The organism is Afipia massiliensis (assembly GCF_001006325.2).
Classification (GTDB): Bacteria; Pseudomonadota; Alphaproteobacteria; order Rhizobiales; family Xanthobacteraceae; genus Afipia; species Afipia massiliensis_A.
Window position 1 is genome coordinate 1,316,335 of sequence record NZ_LBIA02000001.1, and the last position, 20,133, is coordinate 1,336,467.

General features: G+C 62.0%; 17 protein-coding genes and 1 tRNA gene. 8 read left to right on the top strand and 10 right to left on the bottom strand.

Annotated elements, in window-relative coordinates; genetic code table 11:
- The first annotated feature begins 6 nt into the window (after positions 1 to 6).
- From YH63_RS06215 to YH63_RS06230, 4 genes are all read left to right on the top strand, one after another.
- A complete protein-coding gene (locus tag YH63_RS06215; protein ID WP_046828354.1) occupies positions 7 to 1,188 on the top strand; it encodes a saccharopine dehydrogenase family protein in 1,182 nt (393 codons plus the stop codon).
- 387 nt (positions 1,189 to 1,575) lie between these two features.
- Complete coding sequence (locus YH63_RS06220; protein WP_046828353.1) at positions 1,576 to 3,723, top strand: methyl-accepting chemotaxis protein; 2,148 nt, start codon at positions 1,576 to 1,578, stop codon at positions 3,721 to 3,723.
- 684 nt (positions 3,724 to 4,407) lie between these two features.
- Entirely contained in the window at positions 4,408 to 5,892 is a 1,485-nt protein-coding gene (locus YH63_RS06225) for a sulfatase-like hydrolase/transferase (RefSeq protein WP_170978668.1), read from the top strand.
- A 164-nt stretch (positions 5,893 to 6,056) separates the two neighbouring features.
- Positions 6,057 to 6,133 (top strand) — tRNA-Arg (locus tag YH63_RS06230).
- A 20-nt stretch (positions 6,134 to 6,153) separates the two neighbouring features.
- Here YH63_RS06230 and YH63_RS06235 read toward each other — a convergent pair.
- The 5 genes from YH63_RS06235 to YH63_RS06255 form a co-directional block, all read right to left on the bottom strand.
- Positions 6,154 to 6,918: a slipin family protein gene (locus YH63_RS06235; RefSeq protein ID WP_046828351.1), complete on the bottom strand. Its 765-nt coding sequence runs from the start codon at positions 6,916 to 6,918 to the stop codon at positions 6,154 to 6,156.
- A complete protein-coding gene (locus tag YH63_RS06240; protein WP_046828350.1) occupies positions 6,918 to 8,318 on the bottom strand; it encodes an NfeD family protein in 1,401 nt (466 codons plus the stop codon). Before YH63_RS06240 ends, YH63_RS06235 begins: the two co-directional genes overlap by 1 nt.
- 232 nt (positions 8,319 to 8,550) lie before the next feature.
- Positions 8,551 to 10,401 (bottom strand): GGDEF domain-containing protein, encoded by a 1,851-nt coding sequence (locus YH63_RS06245; RefSeq protein ID WP_052753846.1) that lies wholly within the window; start codon positions 10,399 to 10,401, stop codon positions 8,551 to 8,553.
- Positions 10,402 to 10,681: 280 nt separating this feature from the next.
- Positions 10,682 to 10,930, bottom strand: a complete 249-nt coding sequence (locus YH63_RS06250; protein ID WP_046828349.1) for a DUF3551 domain-containing protein — start codon at positions 10,928 to 10,930, stop codon at positions 10,682 to 10,684.
- 98 nt (positions 10,931 to 11,028) lie between these two features.
- Positions 11,029 to 11,679: a TetR/AcrR family transcriptional regulator gene (locus YH63_RS06255; RefSeq protein WP_046828348.1), complete on the bottom strand. Its 651-nt coding sequence runs from the start codon at positions 11,677 to 11,679 to the stop codon at positions 11,029 to 11,031.
- A gap of 98 nt (positions 11,680 to 11,777) precedes the next feature.
- Here YH63_RS06255 and YH63_RS06260 point away from each other — a divergent pair, with 98 nt between their 5' ends.
- The 4 genes from YH63_RS06260 to YH63_RS06275 all read left to right on the top strand — a co-directional run bounded on the left by YH63_RS06260 (position 11,778) and on the right by YH63_RS06275 (position 14,236).
- Entirely contained in the window at positions 11,778 to 12,602 is an 825-nt protein-coding gene (locus YH63_RS06260; protein WP_046828347.1) for an NAD(P)H-binding protein, read from the top strand.
- A 1-nt stretch (position 12,603) separates the two neighbouring features.
- Complete coding sequence (locus YH63_RS06265; protein ID WP_046828346.1) at positions 12,604 to 13,089, top strand: DUF1772 domain-containing protein; 486 nt, start codon at positions 12,604 to 12,606, stop codon at positions 13,087 to 13,089.
- Positions 13,090 to 13,160: 71 nt separating this feature from the next.
- Complete coding sequence (locus YH63_RS06270; RefSeq protein WP_137325133.1) at positions 13,161 to 13,376, top strand: hypothetical protein; 216 nt, start codon at positions 13,161 to 13,163, stop codon at positions 13,374 to 13,376.
- A complete protein-coding gene (locus YH63_RS06275) occupies positions 13,373 to 14,236 on the top strand; it encodes an SDR family NAD(P)-dependent oxidoreductase (RefSeq protein ID WP_046828344.1) in 864 nt (287 codons plus the stop codon). The genes YH63_RS06270 and YH63_RS06275 overlap by 4 nt, the downstream gene beginning before the upstream one ends.
- A gap of 203 nt (positions 14,237 to 14,439) precedes the next feature.
- Here the strand turns inward: YH63_RS06275 and YH63_RS06280 are convergent, their stop codons facing one another.
- The 5 genes from YH63_RS06280 to YH63_RS06300 form a co-directional block, all read right to left on the bottom strand.
- Positions 14,440 to 16,716 (bottom strand): xanthine dehydrogenase family protein molybdopterin-binding subunit, encoded by a 2,277-nt coding sequence (locus tag YH63_RS06280; RefSeq protein WP_046828343.1) that lies wholly within the window; start codon positions 16,714 to 16,716, stop codon positions 14,440 to 14,442.
- Entirely contained in the window at positions 16,713 to 17,204 is a 492-nt protein-coding gene (locus YH63_RS06285; protein WP_046828342.1) for a (2Fe-2S)-binding protein, read from the bottom strand. Before YH63_RS06285 ends, YH63_RS06280 begins: the two co-directional genes overlap by 4 nt.
- Before the next feature lie 204 nt (positions 17,205 to 17,408).
- Positions 17,409 to 18,326 (bottom strand): DMT family transporter, encoded by a 918-nt coding sequence (locus tag YH63_RS06290; protein WP_046828341.1) that lies wholly within the window; start codon positions 18,324 to 18,326, stop codon positions 17,409 to 17,411.
- A gap of 75 nt (positions 18,327 to 18,401) precedes the next feature.
- Positions 18,402 to 18,746 carry an AtuA-related protein gene (locus tag YH63_RS06295; RefSeq protein ID WP_046828340.1) on the bottom strand — a complete coding sequence of 115 codons (345 nt, stop codon included), beginning with the start codon at positions 18,744 to 18,746 and terminating at the stop codon, positions 18,402 to 18,404.
- A 4-nt stretch (positions 18,747 to 18,750) separates the two neighbouring features.
- Entirely contained in the window at positions 18,751 to 20,103 is a 1,353-nt protein-coding gene (locus tag YH63_RS06300; protein WP_046829716.1) for an acyclic terpene utilization AtuA family protein, read from the bottom strand.
- Positions 20,104 to 20,133: the final 30 nt, after the last annotated feature.

Sequence of the window (20,133 nt, forward strand, 5' to 3'; positions counted from 1 at the left end):
ACCGCGATGACCCAACCGAAATTCGATGTCGTTGTTTATGGCGCAAGCGGCTTCACCGGCAGGCTCGTCGCCGAATATCTCGCCGCGAATTACGGCCCCGGCAGCAATCTCAGATGGGCGATGGCGGGCCGCAGCCGTGACAAGCTCGCGGCGGTCCGCGACGAGATCCGCGCGCCGCAAGACACGCCGCTGATCGAAGCCGACGCCAGCGACCCCGCCTCGCTCAAGGCGCTTGTCGGCCAGACCAAGGCGGTTCTCACCACCGTCGGCCCCTACCAGCTTTACGGGTCTGAACTGGTCGCGGCCTGCGCGGCCTCCGGCACCGACTATCTCGATCTCTGCGGTGAACCCGCATGGATGCGCCAGATGATCGACGCCCATCATGCGACGGCGCAATCCACCGGCGCCCGCATCCTGTTTTCCTGCGGATTCGACTCGATCCCGTTCGAACTCGGGGTGTTCTTCCTGCAGAATGCCGCGAAGAAACAGTTCGGCGCGACCGTGCACCGCGTGAAGGGCCGCGTGCGCAAGATGAAGGGCACGTTCTCCGGCGGCACGGCAGCGAGCCTGAAAGCGACCTACGCAGCGGCTGCGAAGGATCTCAGCATCGTCCCGCTGCTCAAGAATCCGTTCGCGCTGACGCCGGGCTTCGAGGGCCCGAAACAGCCGCCCGGCAACAAGCCGCTCCACGACGACGATCTCGGCATGTGGGTCGCGCCGTTCGTGATGGCGACGATCAACACCCGCAACGTGCATCGCTCGAATCTGCTGATGGGATTCCCTTACGGCAGGGAGTTCATCTACGACGAAATGATGCTGGCCGGTCCCGGCGAGAAGGGCGAAGCCACCGCCAAGGCCATCGTCGCTGCCAATGCCGCGATGGGCGGACCCGGCGGACCGAAGCCCGGCGAAGGTCCCTCGAAGGAAGAGCGCGAGACGGGTCTCTACGATATCCTGTTCGTCGGCGTGTCGCTGGACGGCCGGCAGATCCACGCCTCGGTCAAGGGCGACCGTGATCCGGGCTACGGCTCGACATCGAAGATGATTGCGGAGTGCGCGGTCTGCCTCGTGCGGGATGCATCGAACGTTGCCGGCGGCATCTGGACTCCGGGCGCGGCATTGGGCGATCGGCTGATCAAGCGGCTCGTCGATCATGCCGGGCTGCAGTTCGCCGTCGAGACCGCCTGACGAACAACGCCTCCGTACAATTCCTTAGGTGTGCGTGAGTTTTTGCGCGCGATCCAATTTGCGCGTGTGACTTTTTGTTCGGAGCGCGCTCAACGTGTCAGAGCGCAACCAATTCTTAGGTCTTGAATCATAAAAATCGAATCAAGAACGTGGCCAAGACCCTGCAGGCAATTTTGCCTTGCCGTCGAAGCAGGGCAGATCGATGAGACGCCGGGAATTGAGTCTTCAGCAGCGTATCGTGCGACCCTCGCTGATTCCCGCACGGCCTGTAACGGCCGCAAGGACGCATCCAGCCTGCACGCCGCCTCGCCGCCATCTGTCACGCGCATTGTTTTTCGCGCATGAGCAGCATGCTTCCCCCTCCTACATGATCCGGAGTTTCTGATCGTGAAAATGAATCTGCCCGTTGTTAACGTCGAATATCCGCTTGGCGATGAGACGATGATCGTCTCCAAGACCGACACCAAGGGAAAGCTGACCTACGTCAACGACCAGTTCATTGAAGTCAGCGGCTTTACCGAAGCAGAGCTTCTCAATCAGCCCCACAACATTGTTCGCCACCCGGACATGCCGGTCGAGGCTTTCGGCGATCTGTGGGCGACGCTGAAGAGCGGGAAACCATGGACCGGCGCGGTGAAGAACCGGCGCAAGAACGGCGAGTATTACTGGGTGCTGGCGAGCGCCTCTCCGATCTGGGAGAACGGCGCGGTGATCGGCTACATGTCGGTGCGCACCAGGCTGCAGCCCGACCAGCGGCGCGAAGCCGAAACCGTCTACGCCCAGATCCGCGCGAAGAAGGCCGATGACTACCGGCTGGATGCGGGCATTCTGCGCAAGCGCTCGTTCGCCGACCATTTCTCGTTGTTTACCGGCTCGCTGCGGGCACGGCTGGTCACGCTTGTCGCGACGCTGACGATGTTCATGCTGGCGATCGGGCTGGTGGGCCTCGTCACCGCGCAACAGGCCAACACCCATCTGAAGCAGGTCTATAACGACCGGACCGTGCCGCTCGCCCATCTGTTCGCGATCAACGACCGGATGCAGACCAATATTCTGTCCCTTTACGGCGCGGCCACCAACGGGCTCGCAAAAAAGGCGGCCGGAGGTGTGGAGACGGCCGTCAGCAACAACATCGCCCAGATCGGCAAGAGCTGGGACAAGTTCATGGCGAGCTCCCACACCGCTGAAGAGCAGGCCATTGCCAACAGCTACAGCCAGAAGCGGCGAAGCTATGTCGAGGACGGCCTGAAGCCCGGCCTCGCTCTGCTTTCGGCCGGCAAGTTCAGCGAACTGTCACAGCATCTCACCGAGAAAGTGAACCCGCTGTTTGAGGCCGCCAAGGTGGACGCTGAGAAGCTCGTCGCGCTGCAGATCGATATCGCAAAGCACGAATATGAAAACGCCCAGAGCAACTTCACGACCTCGATCATGGTCGCATCCGGCGCCTTGATTGCGGCGCTCGCTCTCGGCATTCTGCTCGGCCTGATGACGATCCGCGCGATCGGCCGCCCGACGGGCCGGCTGATCGAACTGATGACGCGTATCGCCCAGGGGCAATTCAACAACCGGGTTTTCATCGAGCGCGACGACGAGATCGGCGTTGCCCTGCGCAACCTTCAGGCGATGCAGGCCAAACTCGGTTTCGACCGGGAAATGCAGAAGCAGGATGAGAAGAACCGCCTGATCCGCACCCACCGGATCGAGGAACTGGTATCGGCCTTCGAAACAGACGTTTCCAGCATGCTCGGCTCGGTCTCGTCGCAGGCCGCCGAACTGCAGGCGACGGCGGCATCGATGTCGTCCATTTCGGAAGAAACGTCGCAGCAGTCCACCACCGTCGCCGCGGCGTCGGAACAGGCCACCGCGAATGTTCAATCCGTGGCGGCCTCCACCGAGGAAATGGCCGCCTCGGTCAACGACATCGCCCGGCAACTGCACGAGTCCAGCACGGTCGCGGCGGAAGCGGTCCGGCAAGCCGAAGTGACGAACACAAGGATCATGGCACTGTCTCAGGCCGCCGACAGCATCGGCGACGTCGTGCAGCTCATCAACACCATCGCCGGGCAAACCAACCTCCTTGCCCTCAACGCCACGATCGAGGCCGCGCGCGCGGGCGAATCCGGCAAGGGCTTTGCCGTCGTTGCGCAGGAAGTGAAAATGCTCGCCGCACAGACCGCGAAAGCGACCGGTGAGATCAGCGGGCAGATCAGCGGCATGCAGACTGCGACGCAGGAGTCGGTCACCGCTGTCAAAGGCATCAGCGAAACCATCGACCGCATCTCGTCGATTGCAGCCGCCATCGCAGCCGCAGTCGAGCAGCAGGGCGCCGCGACCAACGAGATCGCCAACAACGTGCAGCAGGCGGCGCGCGGAACGGCGCAGGTCTCCAGCAACATTGCAAGCGTCAGCGCCGCTGCGCAGGAAACCGGCGCGGCCTCGACGCAGATGCTGGCCTCGGCCGACGAACTCAGCCGGCGCGGCGAGGAGCTGAAGAAGCAGGTCGACAACTTCCTCGATCAGGTGCGCGCGGCGTAAGCCGCCGCACACCGGCCCTCTCCTTTGGAGCCTGGAAAATCCAGTCAGAGACTCCAGCCTCGCGGCAACACCATTTTCGCGCATGCGCTGTTGATCTTTGCCGCCGAGCTCAAGGAGTTATCGAGAGCGCCGAGCCGCCGCTGACCGCTTCCGCGCTCTACGAATTCATGCACACCACGACGACCGCGCCGTTCCTCGTGTCGAGGTGCTTCATTACCGATGACGCTTGATCGTGGGACCTCTCTACGCGCGACGCCATGGGTACTTAATTACCTGTCGCCACGATGAATACCGGTCTCGCTGCATTCAATTATTTAAAGCTTTAACCCTAGAAGTATCTCCAGCTTGAACTGCGCGAACTCGCGATCCAGACATCTGCGACGCACGAGCAGATCAGTTTGTTTTACGCTCTGCCAACCCTGAGAACAGAGAGCAGCGCCTATGCGTTTGGATCGCGCGAGCCACACGTCGAGAGTCGCGAAAGCGATCATCGCGCTCAAGCTCTGCAGCGTTCTCGCGTTTGTCGCTGTGACCAATCCAAATGCCTTGACGTGGCCCAGCCAGTACATCGAGCAGGGGCGATGGCTCACGCTTGCCGTCTATCTCGGGCTCTGGGCCTGCGCCCTCATCGCCATCCTGATCGCGGCTTTCCAGGTTAATCCCTGGGTCAGATCGTTTTGGGCGGTGATCATCGCACTTTCGAGCGCCGCAGGTTTTGCCTTCTATCTTGTTTCCGGCGTGGAAATATCGATGTTCGATATCGCATCGTTATGGGCTGCGCGTCATGAAGTCGGCCGTGCCCTTGAGTTCTACGGCTCGGCTATGGCCTGGAGCGCCCTGGTTTTCCTCTTCGGATTTATCGTCATTGCGGCGCCATCGGTTAATCCCGGCGCTCACCTGCGACGGCTGTGGCGATATCTTGCGTGGGCGCCGGCGTTTCCGATCGTACTTTTCGCCGCGGTCATTTATGCAAAGGACGGCGGCGGACATTACGGCATGTCGATGCAATTCGCCCCGCTGTCCGTCGCAGCCATATCTGGTGCAAGGCTCGCAACCAAAGCGATGCCTACCCGCGAGCGCGTGACATGGAGCGCGGACGGTCGAAAAATCCGGCACGTGGTTTTGCTGGTCGATGAAAGCGTTCGCGGCGACTACATCGATTGGCGTCCCGGAAATCCTTACACCCCGGACATCGCCAGCCTGAAAGATCGTATCGTCAATTTCGGACATGCGGTCTCTGGAGGCAATTGCAGCTCTTATTCCAATGCAATGCTGCGGTTTGGAGCGACACGTCGCGACCTTATGAATTCGGCCGCGCGTAATCCGACCGTCTGGGACTATGCAAAGACCGCCGGCTTTCGGACCGTCATGATCGATTCTCAGGCGGCCTTCCTGCGGGGACCGGCCAAACTCCAGAACTTCATGACGCCCGAAGAGAAGAGAGAGATCGACTCTTTCAATGCCATCGAAGAGACCATAGCGCCGCCCGACCTTGACGACAGGCTTGTCGACATCCTCGCGGAAAAGCTGAAATCCGAACAGCCGACGTTTGTCTATGCCATCAAGAACGGCGCGCATTTCCCCTACGACCGCGGATATCCGTCGACACAACGAATTTTCCAGCCGACGATGAGCGAGAGTGCACGCGACAACGATCCGGCCTTGATCAACTCGTATCGTAACGCCGTACGATGGTCGGTGGACCGCGTTCTAAAGCGTCTCGCCAACAGCGTCCCGCTTGATAACACACTGATCATCTATACCTCTGACCACGGACAAAATCTGTCCAGCACGGCATTGTCGCATTGCTCCGTTAAAAACGCTGACCCGCGCGAAGCTCTGGTCCCTCTTTTTGCAATGACCGACGAGCCTCGGCTGCGCGAAAGGCTTTCGGCCGGCGCCATGACGAATTGGGGCTATGCCAGCCATTTTTCCATTGCGCCGACACTTCTCGACGTTTTCGGTTTCAAGCCGCAGGACATCGCGTCGAAATACGGACCGTCATTGTTTGAAAAGCCGGACCCAGAGACCGAGTTCACATCGGGCGATATCTTCGGACTGATCTCCGAGAAAATTCATTGGAATAAGATCGATCTCTCCAAGCGCTATCTGGAACAGGCCGCCGAAACGACAGTTTCTGATAGTTCTGCATTGCCAAAGAACCGGTAACGGCGTCGATCGCAAACAGGCCCAGCCGCGCCACAACCGGCCACACGAGCTACGCCTCACCGATTCGAACGTGGGACCGCGACCTGAAACAGGACAACGCGGGCTCCAAATCGGGCTTTCAGGCCGTTGCCCGCGCCGGGCCAATCGGCTAAATGGACATCACTGCACCCGTAGCTCAGCTGGATAGAGCGTTGCCCTCCGAAGGCAAAGGTCACACGTTCGAATCGTGTCGGGTGCGCCATTTTCACGCAATCGCCAAAGTTACGATGGCCCCGCCGGCCGCGGGCTCAGATGGCTGAGCAGATCCATCGGTAGCGGAAACACCACTGTCGATGATCGCTCACCCGCGATGTCGTGCAGCGCCGCGAAATAGCGCAACTGCATCGCCTGCGGCTCCTGTGCGAGGATTCGGCCGGCCTCGACAAGCTTCTCTGCGGCTTGTTGTTCGCCCAGTGCGTTGATCACCTTCGCGCGCCGGAGCCGCTCCGCTTCGGCCTGCTTTGCGATGGCGCGAACCATGTTTTCATTGAGATCGACATCCTTGATTTCAATGTTGGTCACCTTGATGCCCCAGGCGTCGGTTTGCTGATCGAGAATCTCCTGAATGTCGGCGTTGAGTTTGTCCCGCTCGGCGAGCATCTCGTCCAGTTCGTGTTTGCCGAGCACTGAACGCAGCGTGGTCTGCGCTAGCTGGCTGGTCGCGGCCATGAAATTTCCGACCTTGATGATCGCGCGTTCGGGGTCGACGATGCGGAAATAGAGAACGGCGTTCACCTTGACGGAAACGTTGTCACGGGAAATCACGTCCTGTGGCGGCACGTCCTGCACCACCACCCTGAGATCGGCCTTCACCATCTGCTGCACGAACGGAATCAGGATAATGAGGCCCGGACCTTTCACGCCGGTGAAGCGGCCGAGCGTGAAGACGACGCCGCGCTCGTATTCCCGCAGGATGCGAATGGCCGAGGAGAGAAATACGATCACGATGATCGCGAGCAGGATATAAGTTGCGTAATCGAGCATCATCATCGCACACCTCCTTCACCGGCGCTGAGTGCCGGCCGGCGACGCACCGTCAGCGTCAGATCCGTGATGCTGGCCACCTCGACCATCTCTCCAGGCTTGAATGCTTCCGTGCCGCGGGCTTGCCAGCGCTCACCTTGTGTGAGGACGTGGCCCTCAATATCGCTCCAGTCGAGAACCTCGGCGGGCAGTCCGCGCATGGCCTGCCCGCCGACTTGTGCCGGAGCCTTGCGGGCGCGCCGAAGCGAGCCGAACACAATGAGAGTCAGTCCGATGAACATCGCCGCCACGATGCCGACGAACGTCCATGACAGCCGGTATCCGGGCGCTTCGATCGTGAACAGCATCAGCGCACCGAGGACGAAGGCGATGGCTCCGCCGAGGCCAAGAACCACGGTCGGGTTGAAGGCCTCGATGATCAGAAGCGCGATCCCCACCACCATCAGCCCAAGGCCGGCATAGTTGATCGGCAGCAGGTTGAGGGCATAGAGGCCCAGCAGCAGACAGATCGTGCCGACCACGCCGGGAGCGACGGCGCCAGGAGACATGAATTCAAAAATCAGACCGTAGATGCCAACCAGCAGAAGAAGGAAGGCGACGTTGGGGTTGGTGATAATCGACAGAAATCGCGAGATCCATCCGGGATCGATCGTCTCGATCGTCGCATCCTTCGTCGCCAGATGCCGCCTGTCGCCACCGGGCAGTTCCACGACGCGACCATCGATTTGCCTGAGCAGTTCGGCCGGGTCGCGCGCGATGAGATCGATAACACCCGCTTGCAGCGCGGCGCTGGCGGAAAGACTGGCTGCTTCGCGGACGGCTTTCTCAGCCCAATCGGCGTTACGTCCTCGCAACTCGGCGAGGCTGCGGATAAAGGCGGCGGCGTCGTTTGTCGCCTTCGCCGTCATTGCGTCCTTCGGCTCCGTTTGCCGGGCGCTGTCTTTTTTGTCCTTGCCGTCCTTGTCGGGGGTGATGCCCGGCAAGCCCGGCACCGGACTGCCGATTTGTACCGGCGTCGCTGCGCCGAGATTGGTGCCCGGCGCCATTGCGGCGATATGCGTTGCATAGAGGAGATAAGTGCCGGCGCTGGCGGCATGGGCTCCGGAAGGGGCCACATAACCTACGACGGGAACGGGCGAGGCCAGCACATCGGCGATGATCTCACGCATGCTGCTGGCGAGGCCGCCTGGCGTATTCAGACGCAGAATGACGGCGTCTGCGTGTCGTTCACGTGCCTTGGCCAGGGCATCCTTCACGTAACCAGTGGTCGCCGGTCCGATCGCTCCCTCGATCACGATTGTCAGCACAAGCTTGCGACTCCCCTCCGCCGAGGCGGGAAGGGGAGAGACAATCAGAGCGGCGGCAGCAATTGCCGCAACAAGAGCCGCCTGTACGGTCTGCACAGCCAGGACTCCCTTATCGAAATGATATGGGGATATCCTCGTCGAGCCTCAACATCAGTGGGATTGGCGAGCCATCGCTCACCCGCCGAAACGGACGTGAGGGTCGCATAAGATGAGAAGAATTTTAGAAATTATATAGCAATTTCAATGATATAAGAGTTCGCAGTTTTATCTGAATGGCGCGCCACTTCAGTGACGTCCAGCACTCTCTTCGAAGGCCGCCTCCAACCCGCTAGCGCGCGGCGGCGGGTTTCCTCGCCGGTGCGTCCGCATCACGACCTTTCGGAAGATCGGGCACCAGCGTCGGATGCAACTGCTGCGAATGGCACACGCAGTTGCGGCCGTCGGATTTGGCGCGGTACAGCGCCGCGTCGGCGGCCTCGACCAGCTGCCGCCAGGCCAGTTGCCCGAGATTGCCCTTGGCAACGCCGAAACTCGCCGTCACGGTCAGCGTCGTGCCATCCGATAGAACGAATTCATGCGCTTCCAGCGCGGCGCGGATTCTCTTCGCCAGTGCATTTGCACCGGCGAGATCGTCACCCGACATCAGGATCACGAACTCCTCCCCGCCGAAGCGGGCAAAGATATCGCCCGGTCGCAACATCGGACGCACCATACGCACGCATTCTTTCAGAACATGATCGCCTTCGAGATGCCCGTAGCGGTCGTTGATCGCCTTAAAATGATCGATGTCCATCAGGATGAGACAGGCAGCATTCTCCCCGGCCCGGTTGCCGGCGTGACGCTCACCAATCATATCGAGGGCGCCGCGATTCATCAGCCCGGTGAGCCCGTCGGTCTCCGCCTGCTGCTTCAGCTCCTTCGTCAGCGACGCACGCTCGGCCAGGCTGCGGCGAAGAATGACGATGGCATCGAACAGGCGGCGCATCTCGGTGGCGTGATGCGGCTCGGGATAGGGCACAGTGGGACGATCCTCAGCCAGCACGATCACGGCTTCCCGCGCCCGCATCAACGGCCCGAACACAAACCGCTGGGCCGCGACCAGCAGACCGGCCAGAATTCCGAGAATGATCGTGGTGATGGTGACCGTGACCGCAAGGGTCACCAGCGCCCCGTTCCGAAGCACGGTGAAGCGCTCGATGGTGATATCGAGAAAATCTCCGCGCAGGCGTTCCAGCGGCTTCAGGGTCTTGACGAAGCGGACGGTGAACTCGTCCGCCGTCATCGAGTAGTTGCCCGACTTGCGGCCTTCCGCCACCAGCCCGTCGAGAATGCCGAGGCCTTCGCCAAAGAACATCATTTCGACATCGTGAAGATCGGCCGACAGCCGCCGATCGTCGTGGCCGACCACCTGCCGGCCTCCGGCCAGGTGCCACAACTGGAGAATGCGGCCACGGGTCCGGTTGCTGTCGACGAGATTTTTCAGTGGCAGCGGCTGACTGACGGCGATCGGCGCCATGATCTGCGACGCGATCCTGCCGCCATACTCGCGCAGTTCTCCGAACATCCGCCCGGTCATCACCGGCGCTGCGAGCTCGGGATTTTGCGTCGTCAAAGCACTCGCCTTCCAGGCCACCACGGACTGGAAGATATCGACCACGTCGAACATGCTTTCGATCACGGACTGTACGTCGTCGAGACGCCGCAGATCGCGCGGAATGGCCGCGACCCGGTCCACTTCCTGCCGGCCCTTTTGAAGCTGCGCCCTGGTCGGCGCGAGCAGGTCCCGGGGAACGCCCGCGCTCGCCGGTAGCTGATCGAGAATGGCGTCGGATTTCGCGCGAAACGCGGTCAGACGTTCGCGCAGCGCGCCGTGCGTCACGCCGACGTCGCCGAGCACACTGTTGGACGGCCCACGTTCAGCCGACAGAAGATTGGCGGTTTCGAGGATCAGCCGGTAGCTCTCCAGCCCACTGAGATTCTGGCGCGCGCGGCGGTAATCGTCGAGTGCACTGCCGATCACGCTGGTGGCGAGAATCCCGGTGCAGACGAGTGCGATTCCGGTCCCGATCAACAACTTGCGGCGAAGGCTGTGATCGTCGCCGCACGGCATGCTGCGCAAGAGCCGAAATTTGAGCCGTTGCAGGAATGCCCCGAAATATCCGGCGGACCTTGAGGTCATGATTCTGCTGGTCCTTATTGGCGCGTTCTGCGTCCGCGGCCATAGGCACATGCAGGACTTTCATTTGAGTAAAACCACACGGTTAAGATCGTGTCAGAAACCGGTTGCAGCCGCGCCACGCGCGGAGACACGGCGAAATGCCGGATAACCGGCGCATCTGCATTTCTGCGGCGCGTGTGTTAGCGGAAAATTGAGCTTAACGCGCCGCGTCGTGCATGGCGGGGCGGCGGATCATCATGCAAGCGCGCGGCTCGCGCCGCGAAACGGTACTTCCGCTGCTTCAGTTGCGAGGAGCGCGCCGCGGCGGAATGTCCCGGCCGGACGGTTGAAGCCAGAAATTCTGCTGGCAATAACTTGCGGTGCCGGAGACCGCAGCCAAACACTGCTCGTAAGTATCGTATCGGCAATCGCCCGGACCGGCCTCGGCCTTCCGGCAGAACGGATAGTCGCGCGACAAGGACGGACTGGCACCAAGCGCCGAGAAGACGGCGATTCCGATCGCACCCAGCATGATTTTCTGCTTGTTCATCGCGCGTCATCTCCGGTCAGGCGCAATACCTGGCCAAGCGTTCCTCCGGCGCATGCGACCGTCAACCAACGAATCTGTGACCGGAATTCAGCGGGGTGTCAGGCCAGCGCGGCCGTGTCCTCCGGCAGCATCCGCTTGAACAGGGTGATCATGCGCTCTGCTTCTTTCGGCTTAAGCGTAATGGCGTGCCGGACTGCCGCCGCAATCAGCGTCATCGTCAATCGCGCGACCGCCGCCAATGCCGCGGGATCCCGGCGCGGCGCAATGCGCCTCAGCGTATCGAGCAGAAGGCCGGCGAGGAATTCGCCGTCGGCCTCATCCAGTTGCTGGAGCGCACGGTCGGCCTGGGTCGCCTGCCAGATGTCGCGCATCACCGGCTCGTCCATGAACATCCGATAATATCCGTCGACGATCCGCCACAGCGCCGGGCGCAGATCCGCCCTGTTCTCGACGGCCGCCAGTTCCTGCTGCACGCAGACGCGCCCGACGGCGTTGTAGCGTTCCGCCAGCGTGCCGATGATCGCGGTCTTGTCAGGAAAATACTGATAGAGCGAGCCGAACGGCACGCCGCTGCGCTCGACCACGTCGCTCATGCGAAAGGCTTCGCTGCCGTTCTCGGCGATCATCGCAGCGGCGCATTCAAGAATCCTCTCATAACGCTCGCGGCTGCGCTTTTGCGTCGGCACCAGACGCGCCAACCCTGCCGGCTCGGCTTCCATGCTCGCCGGTTTCATTTTCTTCGTCGCCATCGCATCCACCAAAAATCGCTTGACGATCCTAATACGAGAGTTTATCGCTTTTTGCAAATACGATAAATACTCGTATTTATCGAACGGAGGATGCCCTCATGTCTCAACGCGACCCCATCCTGATCATCGGCGGCGGCGGCAAGACCGGCGGCCGCGTCAATACCCTCTTGAAAGCGAGAGGTTTTTCGACCCGACCGGTCTCACGCAGCACCACTCCCGCGTTCGACTGGACCCGCCCGGAAGGCTGGGCGAGAGCGCTCGACGGCGTGTCCGCCGCCTATGTCACCTATCAGCTTGATCTCGCGGTCGAGGGCGCCACCGAAGCCATCGCAGAACTGTGCCGCCTGGCCCGCGACAAGGGGCTGCAGCGGATCGTGCTGCTGTCGGGACGCGGCGAGCCCGGCGCGCAGCGCGCCGAAGCCGTGCTGCAAGCCTCCGGCGTTGAGTGGACCATCGTGCGCGCAAGCTGGTTCGATCAGAATTTCAGCGAAGGCTATCTCATCGACGGCGTGCTGGCCGGTGAGGTCGCGCTCCCGGCCGGACCTGTACGTGAGCCGTTCATTGACATCGACGATATCGCGGATGTCGTGACCGCCGCCTTGAGCGAAGACGGCCATGCCAACCGCCTCTATGAGGTGACCGGCCCGCGGCTACTGACATTCGCCGACGCCGTCGCGGAGATCGCGCAAGTGACCGGCCGCCCGATCCGCTATCACCAGATCACGCCGGACGAATTCACCGCCAGGATGCGCGGCGCCGCGCCGGATGACGTGATCGATCTGCTGCACGAGCTGTTCACCGTGGTTCTCGACGGGCGCAACTCAAGTGTAGCGTATGGCGTCCAGGAAGCACTGGGCCGCCCCGCGCGCGATTTCTCCGACTATGTCCGCAAGACCGTGGCAACCGGCGTATGGAGTGCCTGACATGACTCAGTTTGTGATCAACGCACTGCTGTGGTTCTGCGCCATCGGTTGCGGGATGATGGCGGGACTGTACTTCGCGTTCTCGACCTTCATTATGACCGCGCTTGGCCGGATCCCGCAGGCTCACGGCATCTCGGCGATGCAATCGATCAATGTCGTGATCCAGCAATCGCTGTTCATGCCGCTGTTCTTCGGAACGACACTTGCGGCATTGCTGCTTGCGGGCCTGGCGCTGTTTCGCCTTAACGAAACCGCCGGCATCGCGATGCTGGCCGCAGGCATCCTCTACGTCGTCGGCATGTTCGTCTCGACCATCGTGTTCAATGTACCGTTCAACAACGCCCTCGACGCCGTCGATCCATCCAGCGCTGATGCCGCTGCGGTATGGACGCGCTACCTGAAGGACTGGACCTTCTGGAACCATCTGCGGACGGTTGCCTCTGCTGTCGCCAGCGCATTGTTCGTGGTCGCCATTGTCGCAGGATGAAGGCGTTGACCGCGACCAGTGGAACCCTTGTATGATGACAGCTTGAATCCTCCGTCATACAAGGGGTTGGCATGCGCAAGGTCATCGAATTCGACGAGGGGACCTATCAGGCCATGGTGCAACTCGGACGAGACCGGATGGCGACGCTGCAGGAACTTGCCGATGAATCCTTCGCCGACCTGCTGAAGAAGCACGGCGTGCCGAAAGACCTGCGGGAGGCGCTGCGCAGAAGCGCAAAGGCTTCCACCCCCGCGAAGCGCAAAACGAAATCCACCCGCCGCAAATGACGCACGCCTCCGATGCACATCCTGCTGCCGGCCCGGTGCTGATCACCGGATGCTCCAGCGGCCTCGGCCGGGCAGCCGCAATAATTTTCCGCGCTGCGGGCTATGAGACGTTCGCCACGGCGCGCGATCCGTCAACGCTCGACGATCTGCGCGCGCTCGGCTGCCGCACACTGGCGCTCGACATCACCAGCGAAGGCGCGCGCCGCGCCGCCGCCGAAACCGTTGAGCGGGAATTCGGCGCGGTTAGAATTCTTGTGAACAATGCCGGCTACGGCCAGTACGGCCCGCTGGAAGAAATCTCGCTCGACCTGCTGCGGCTGCAGTTCGAGACCAACGTGTTCGGCGCATTGCGGCTGTCGCAACTGGTGCTGCCCGCCATGCGCCGCGCCGGGCGCGGGCGCATCGTCAATATCAGCTCAGTCGCAGGCCGCGTCAGTTCGATCGGCGGCGGCGCGTATCATGCCACCAAGTTCGCCATCGAAGCACTGACCGACGCGCTGCGTCCGGAGGTCGAACCGTTCGGCATCGATGTCGTGAATGTCCTGCCCGGACCAATCGCCACGCAGTTCGAGGCGACGCTGCTGAAGCATATTCCCGATACCGGGCCGCAAAGTCCGTACACATATTTCAAGCATCGCCTTGCCGAGCGCATGCACAATTTTCTGAACCCGCAGAAATTCGGCGTGATGTCAGCGGAGACCGTCGCCCGCGTCGTTTTTAAGGCCGCAACGGCAAGACGTCCCAAGACCCGCTACAGCGTGGGCTTCATCGCGCATCTCGGTCCGATCGGCCGCGCCCTGACGCCCGACCGCGTGGTGGATGTCATGACACGGCGGAAGGTGCCGGTCGTGAAAAAGTAGACCTCTCGACGCTAGCAAACTGGCAAAATCGACAGACGAAAACCGGAGGCACCCGATTTAAGGATACCTCCGGTTGTTAGAACTGCTCTCAGATCCACTGCTGTCATTGCCGGGCTTGACCCGGCAATCCATCTTCAAACTTTCAGATGGGTGCGCGGGTCAAGCCCGCGCATGACGAGTCTTGATGTTGAGCGTTCATGAAGTTACGCCTTCTTCATGCCGGCCTTCACTGCATCCGCCGTGATCGGCAACGAACGCACGCGTGCACCGACCGCATTGTAGATAGCGTTGGCCAACGCAGGAGCCACCACCGTCACCGCGGGCTCGCCCACGCCGGTGGCGGGTTCGCCATTGGCGATGATGGCGAGCGCCACCTCCGGGACCTGACTCATTCGCATCGGAGTATAGGTGTCGAAGTTGGTCTGCTCGATCGCGCCATCCTTCATGGTGGCCTTCTCGAACAGCGCCAGCGACATGCCCCACAGCGCCGCGCCCTCGACCTGGGCACGGATGCCGTCCGGGTTCACCTGCGTGCCGACATCGGTGGCGACGGTGAGTTTCTTCACCTTGACCTCGCCGCTGTCGTTCACCGCAACATGGGCGACACAGGCCGTCCAGCTCGCGGTGGCGCGTTCCTGCGACGACACGCAGGCAACGCCCATGCCTTCACCCTTGGGCAGCTTCTTGGTGCCGTAACCGGCAAGGCCCATCGCGGCGAGCAGCGTGTTGCGCAACCGCTGCGCGCCGCCGGCATTGGCGCCGGCGCCGTCGAGCAGGTCGATGCGGAATTGCGCCGGGTCTTTCCCCGAAGCTACCGCCAGTTCGTCGAGCATGCTTTCCACCGCCCAGAAGGTCCAGCCGGGCGCGACCGAGCGCAACTGGCCCGACGGCGTGGCCGACTGCGCCATCTCGTTGATGATGGCACGGACGTTGTGGTTGGGCACGGTGTAGAAGAAGTCCGCGCCGTTCACCGTGAAAGCATCGAGCGCGCCCTTCTTCTCGACATCCGGCGAGAGAAACGCCGGAATGCCCCAGCGCTTGGTCGGCCAGGCGCTGACCACGTCATGGTTGAACGCAATCAACTTGCCGCTGTCGTCGAGACCGGCCTTGATCTTCTGGAAGGTCAAGGGACGCGAGAAGTCCATGATGGTGTCGTCCTCGCGCGAGTAGATGACCTTCACCGGCTTGCCGACGGCTTTCGCTGCAAGCACCGCCGGAATCATCATGTCGCCGTCGAGACGCCGGCCGAAGCCGCCGCCCAGCCAGGCCTGATGCATGACGATGAATTTGGGATCGATGCCCAGCGCCCCGGCCGCGATCGCTCCCGAACGGGTGGCGAACTGATTGCCGGAGTACAGATGCCAGATGTCACCCTTTTGCTCTGCCGTGGCGTTCATCGGCTCCATCGGCGCGTGGATGTTGATGTTGGTGGTGTATTCCGCCTCCATCACCTTGGACGCCTTGCCGAGCGCCTCCGCCGTATCGCCGTTCTTGACGAAGAACAGCCCGGAGGCGTTGTCGGCCTGCAGCCGCTTCGCTTCCGCCAGCAGGGATTCGCTGGAGACTTTGGCGTTCGGCCCGTTGTCGTAGGTGACCTTGAGCGCGTCCGCCGCCTTTTTTGCGTTGGCGTAGGTGTTGGCCACCGCCACCACCCAGCCGGTGGTGGTGCCGGTCTTGTCCTCAAGCGTCACGGCCTTGATGAAGCCCGGCACCTTCTTTGCCGCTGACTCATCGACCGACTTCACCGTCGCGCCATAGCGCACCGGCGGCATCACGATCTTGCCGTAGACCATGCCGGGCAGGAACGTATCGATGCCGTACTTCGCGGTGCCGTTGGTCTTCGACGGAATGTCGAGCTGCGGGATCGACTGGCCGACCAGCGTGTATTGGTCGGGCGTCTTGAGCTTGAGCGCCTTGAGCTCGTCCGCCGTGAACGTCTTGGTCGCCTTGCCGCCTTTCACGATTTCCGCGAACGTCAGCGACTTCTTCGACTTCGGATGCGAGATTCGAGAGTCGCGCACCACGAGTTCGCCGGCCGGCACACCCATCATCGCGGCGGCGGCTTCCGTCAACGCGATGCGGCCGGCGGCGCCTGCACGGCTCATGGCGTCGAAGTTCATCATGGTGCTCCAGGAGCCGCCCGTGATCTGCGCGCCGAGAACCGGATCGTTGTACTTCGGATCGTTGGACGCGAGCTTGACCCGCATGTCCTTCCAGGACGCGCCGAGTTCTTCGGCCACAAGCTGCGCCATGGTGGACGCAATGTGCTGGCCCATGTCGGCCTTGCCGCAAGTCACAGTGACAAGCCCGTCCGGCGCGATCGAATACCACACGCTCGGATCGAAGCTTGCGGGCGCGGCCAGCGCGCTGCTTCCGGGCACGGATGCGAAGCCGAGCGCAAGCCCCGCTGCGGATGTGCCGACGATGAACGAGCGGCGGCTGAGATCCGTCGATGAATTGACCTTGATGTGCTTGTTCATGTTGCTCTCCGATCGCTCGGCGCGTTCGACGCGGTGCGCATGTCGGCGGCAGCCCGCATGATCGCCTTCTGAATCCGCGAATAGGTCATGCAGCGGCACAGATTGCCGTCCATATGCGCGACCACCTCGTCCCTGGTCGGATTGGTGTTCTTGGCGAGCAGCGACGCCGCCTGCATGATCTGGCCGGACTGGCAGTACCCGCATTGCGGCACCTGCTCGAGAATCCAGGCCTTCTGCAGCGGATGATCGCCCTTGGCGCTCAAGCCTTCGATGGTGGTGATCTTCTTGCCGGCGACCTCGCTGAGCACGGTCTGGCACGAACGCACCGCTTCACCGTTGACGTGGACCGTGCACGCGCCGCAAAGCCCTGCGCCGCAGCCGAATTTCGTCCCGGTCATCTGGAGTTGTTCGCGGATAACCCATAGCAGCGGCGTATCGCCCGCCGCTTCGACGGACATATTGCGTCCGTTAATGCTGAGAGTGGGCATCGTTTCTTCCCCTGCCGGCGCACGACATCGCTTACGGCGATGACTCACTTCGAGGTCGATGCCCGCCACGCACCGGGTCGATGACGGGCGCCGCGGAGAATGATCGGCTTTTTTGGCGCAGGCAACGCAAATTAGAATCGGTCAAAATAAAATAAATTATCGCGCAATGCAGCGACGTCCTTGTGCGACGCAGAAACAGGAAACTTAGCTACGCGGCGGAGCCTTACGCTGCGGGACTGTCATCGCCGCAATCCCGGCAACGACGCACACCAGACCGATCCAGACTGTGGGCGACAGCGTTTCGCCCAGAAATACAACGCCGAGGCCGACACCGAGCGGCACGCGTAGGTAAGCCTGCGCGGTCGTGCCGACCGATCCCAATGTCTGGATCAGCCGGAAATAGATCACGAAGGCGAGCGCGGTGGAGAACACCGCGAGCGCGATCAGGGCCGCGACGGACGCCGCCGATGGTGTGAGCGCCCATGGCCGGTCGACGATGAGGCTGAGCGGCGTCAGCATGATCGCGCCGCAGATCATCGACCCCGCCGCCGGCACCATCGGATCGAGCCCGTTGAAGTTGCGCCCGAACAGCGCGGCGGCGCCGAACAGGACCGCGGAGAGCACCAGTGCAAGCTGTGCGATGACATCCTGTCCCAATCCGTTCAATGCATCGACGCCTACGACAAGACAGATTCCGGCGAGACCCACCGCAACGCCAAACGACTGGCGCAGCGTGGGACGTTCATGGCGGACAAACAGCAGCGCCAGCAGGAACGCGAAAATCGGCGCGTTCGAGCCCAGGATGGTGGCAAGACCCGCGCCGACATGCTGTTCCGCGTATGCGATCAGCGTGAAGGGAATCACGCTGTTGAGACAGGCCTGAATCATGAACCGCCGCCACACCGCAGGATCGCGCGGCATGGCGATACCACGCAGCCACATGATCGTCAGCAGGATGGCCCCTGCAATGAACGTACGCGCGGCGATCAGGGTCAGCGGCGGAATAGTCTCTACACCGATCTTGACCAGCGTGTAGGCCGCGCCCCACAGCGTCGCCAGCAGCACCAGCAATGCAAGATTGGTCGCGTTATGCTGCCGTGGCGTCTCGATTGCGATGGTCATGTCGTGCCGCCGGCTTCCTGTTCGCGGCGACGTTGCCACGCCGGCGCAGTGCTTTGTTTCGATGCGGGTCGAAGTTTATCCGCCGCGCAGCAGATTGGAGTACTGCTCCGGCACTTCGATCTCGAGACCGAGAATCGCCGCCGACAGCGCCTTGCCATAGTTGTCGAGGCTGAGGCTGCGCGACACCCCGCCGCCGAGTGCGCCTTCCGCCACGAAATTCAGCGCCGCCAGATTATCGGCCTCATACCGCGTGACCTCGCCCTTGATCGCGCCGCGATAGAACGCCTTGAACCGCGCGGCGGTCAGTTGCGCTTTCAGCAAGGGATAGAATTCGTCGCAATAGGCGATCACCGCGATGTTCGAGGTGTTGCCCTTGTCGCCGGACCGGACGTGGGCCACGCGTTCCAACTTGACCTGCATAGCTTCAGCTCTCGTACCAGGTGATGACGGGGGCGACCTTCTCGCGCGGCACCAGCGTCGACCAGACGCCAATGATCTCGCGGGCGCGATCCTGATGCGGCACCCGTTTGCCGGTCATGGCCACGCCGGACACCGCCATGCCGTCGATCTCGCGCCCGACTTTCAGGGCTTCCTCGCGGGTTTTGGTCCGCGCCGCAACCCGCACCGCGACCTCATAAGGCTCCGGCGCATCCGGCGGACTGGCTTCGCCGTGGATCGCATTGAGGCCGAGAAAATCGATACGCAGGTCGTCCGCCTTGAGACCGACGATGCGAAAGCGTTCTTGCAGAATCTGCTTCGCGAGTTGCGCACGGCGCAGCGCACCGGGACCAGCGTAGAAGAACATATCCTCGCCGATGAAGCCTTCCATGCAGCCCATCGACACTTTCAGCGTCGGCGTGCGCGGCTTGCCACCGATATTTGTCACGCGCATGCGGTCGGAGCCCACCTGCTCAAGTGCCGCGGTGGTGAAATCGACCACGACATCCGGCGTGATGTAGTTCGCCGGATCGTGCACCTCGTACAGCATCTGCTCCTTGACCGTCATGGCGTTGATCGCGCCGCCGGTGCCCGCGACTTTTGCAATCACAGCGCTGCCGTCAGATTCGACCTCGGCAATCGGAAAGGCCAGATCCCACGGCGTCGGCACATCCTTGAAGCCGGGATCGGCGAAATAGCCGCCGGTGACCTGCGCACCGCATTCCAAAAGATGCCCGAGGCCGCTGCCCGCGCCGAGCTTGGCGAAATCATCCGCGCACCAGCCGAATTCATGCATCATCGGCGCCAGAAACAGCGATGGATCCGCAACGCGGCCGGTAATGACAATGTCCGCGCCCTGTCGCAGGGCCTCGACGATCGGCTCAGCTCCCAGATACGCCTCCGCCGAAATGATCTCCGATGCAATGGAGGCGACCGGCGCGCCATTTTCCAGAATGGTGCCACCAAGCGCAGCAATACGATCGGTGATCAGGCTGCCGGAAACCGCGGCGACCTTCTTGCCCTTTGCGCCATGCTCGCGCAGCAGTTCAACGATGCGCTGCGCCGCGCCGTCCGGATTGATCCAGCCCTGATTGCTGATGACTTTCGTGCCGCGTTTCAGACAACCCGGCAGCACCGCCTTCATGCGGTCGTCGAGATAGGTGTCATATCCGGGGAACGACGGATCGCGCCGCTTGCGCACCTGCGCGGCTGAGATGGTCGCTTCCGCCATGGTCTCGAAACAGAGATAATCGAGGTCGCCTTGCTCGGCGTTGAGTTTCGCCGGCTCGATGCGGTCACCCCACCACGCCGATCCCGCACCTATCCGCAAACTCGACAAAAGTTGATCCTTCCCCGGCGTTTCATTGGT

Coding starts and splice junctions, on each gene's coding strand:
- YH63_RS06250 (WP_046828349.1), bottom strand. CDS start 10,930: ATGAACAAGCAGAAAATCATGCTGGGTGCGATCGGAATCGCCGTCTTC.
- YH63_RS06290 (WP_046828341.1), bottom strand. CDS start 18,326: ATGACCATCGCAATCGAGACGCCACGGCAGCATAACGCGACCAATCTT.
- YH63_RS06275 (WP_046828344.1), top strand. CDS start 13,373: ATGACGCACGCCTCCGATGCACATCCTGCTGCCGGCCCGGTGCTGATC.
- YH63_RS06260 (WP_046828347.1), top strand. CDS start 11,778: ATGTCTCAACGCGACCCCATCCTGATCATCGGCGGCGGCGGCAAGACC.
- YH63_RS06285 (WP_046828342.1), bottom strand. CDS start 17,204: ATGCCCACTCTCAGCATTAACGGACGCAATATGTCCGTCGAAGCGGCG.
- YH63_RS06245 (WP_052753846.1), bottom strand. CDS start 10,401: ATGACCTCAAGGTCCGCCGGATATTTCGGGGCATTCCTGCAACGGCTC.
- YH63_RS06255 (WP_046828348.1), bottom strand. CDS start 11,679: ATGGCGACGAAGAAAATGAAACCGGCGAGCATGGAAGCCGAGCCGGCA.
- YH63_RS06265 (WP_046828346.1), top strand. CDS start 12,604: ATGACTCAGTTTGTGATCAACGCACTGCTGTGGTTCTGCGCCATCGGT.
- YH63_RS06235 (WP_046828351.1), bottom strand. CDS start 6,918: ATGATGCTCGATTACGCAACTTATATCCTGCTCGCGATCATCGTGATC.
- YH63_RS06270 (WP_137325133.1), top strand. CDS start 13,161: ATGCGCAAGGTCATCGAATTCGACGAGGGGACCTATCAGGCCATGGTG.
- YH63_RS06295 (WP_046828340.1), bottom strand. CDS start 18,746: ATGCAGGTCAAGTTGGAACGCGTGGCCCACGTCCGGTCCGGCGACAAG.
- YH63_RS06280 (WP_046828343.1), bottom strand. CDS start 16,716: ATGAACAAGCACATCAAGGTCAATTCATCGACGGATCTCAGCCGCCGC.
- YH63_RS06215 (WP_046828354.1), top strand. CDS start 7: ATGACCCAACCGAAATTCGATGTCGTTGTTTATGGCGCAAGCGGCTTC.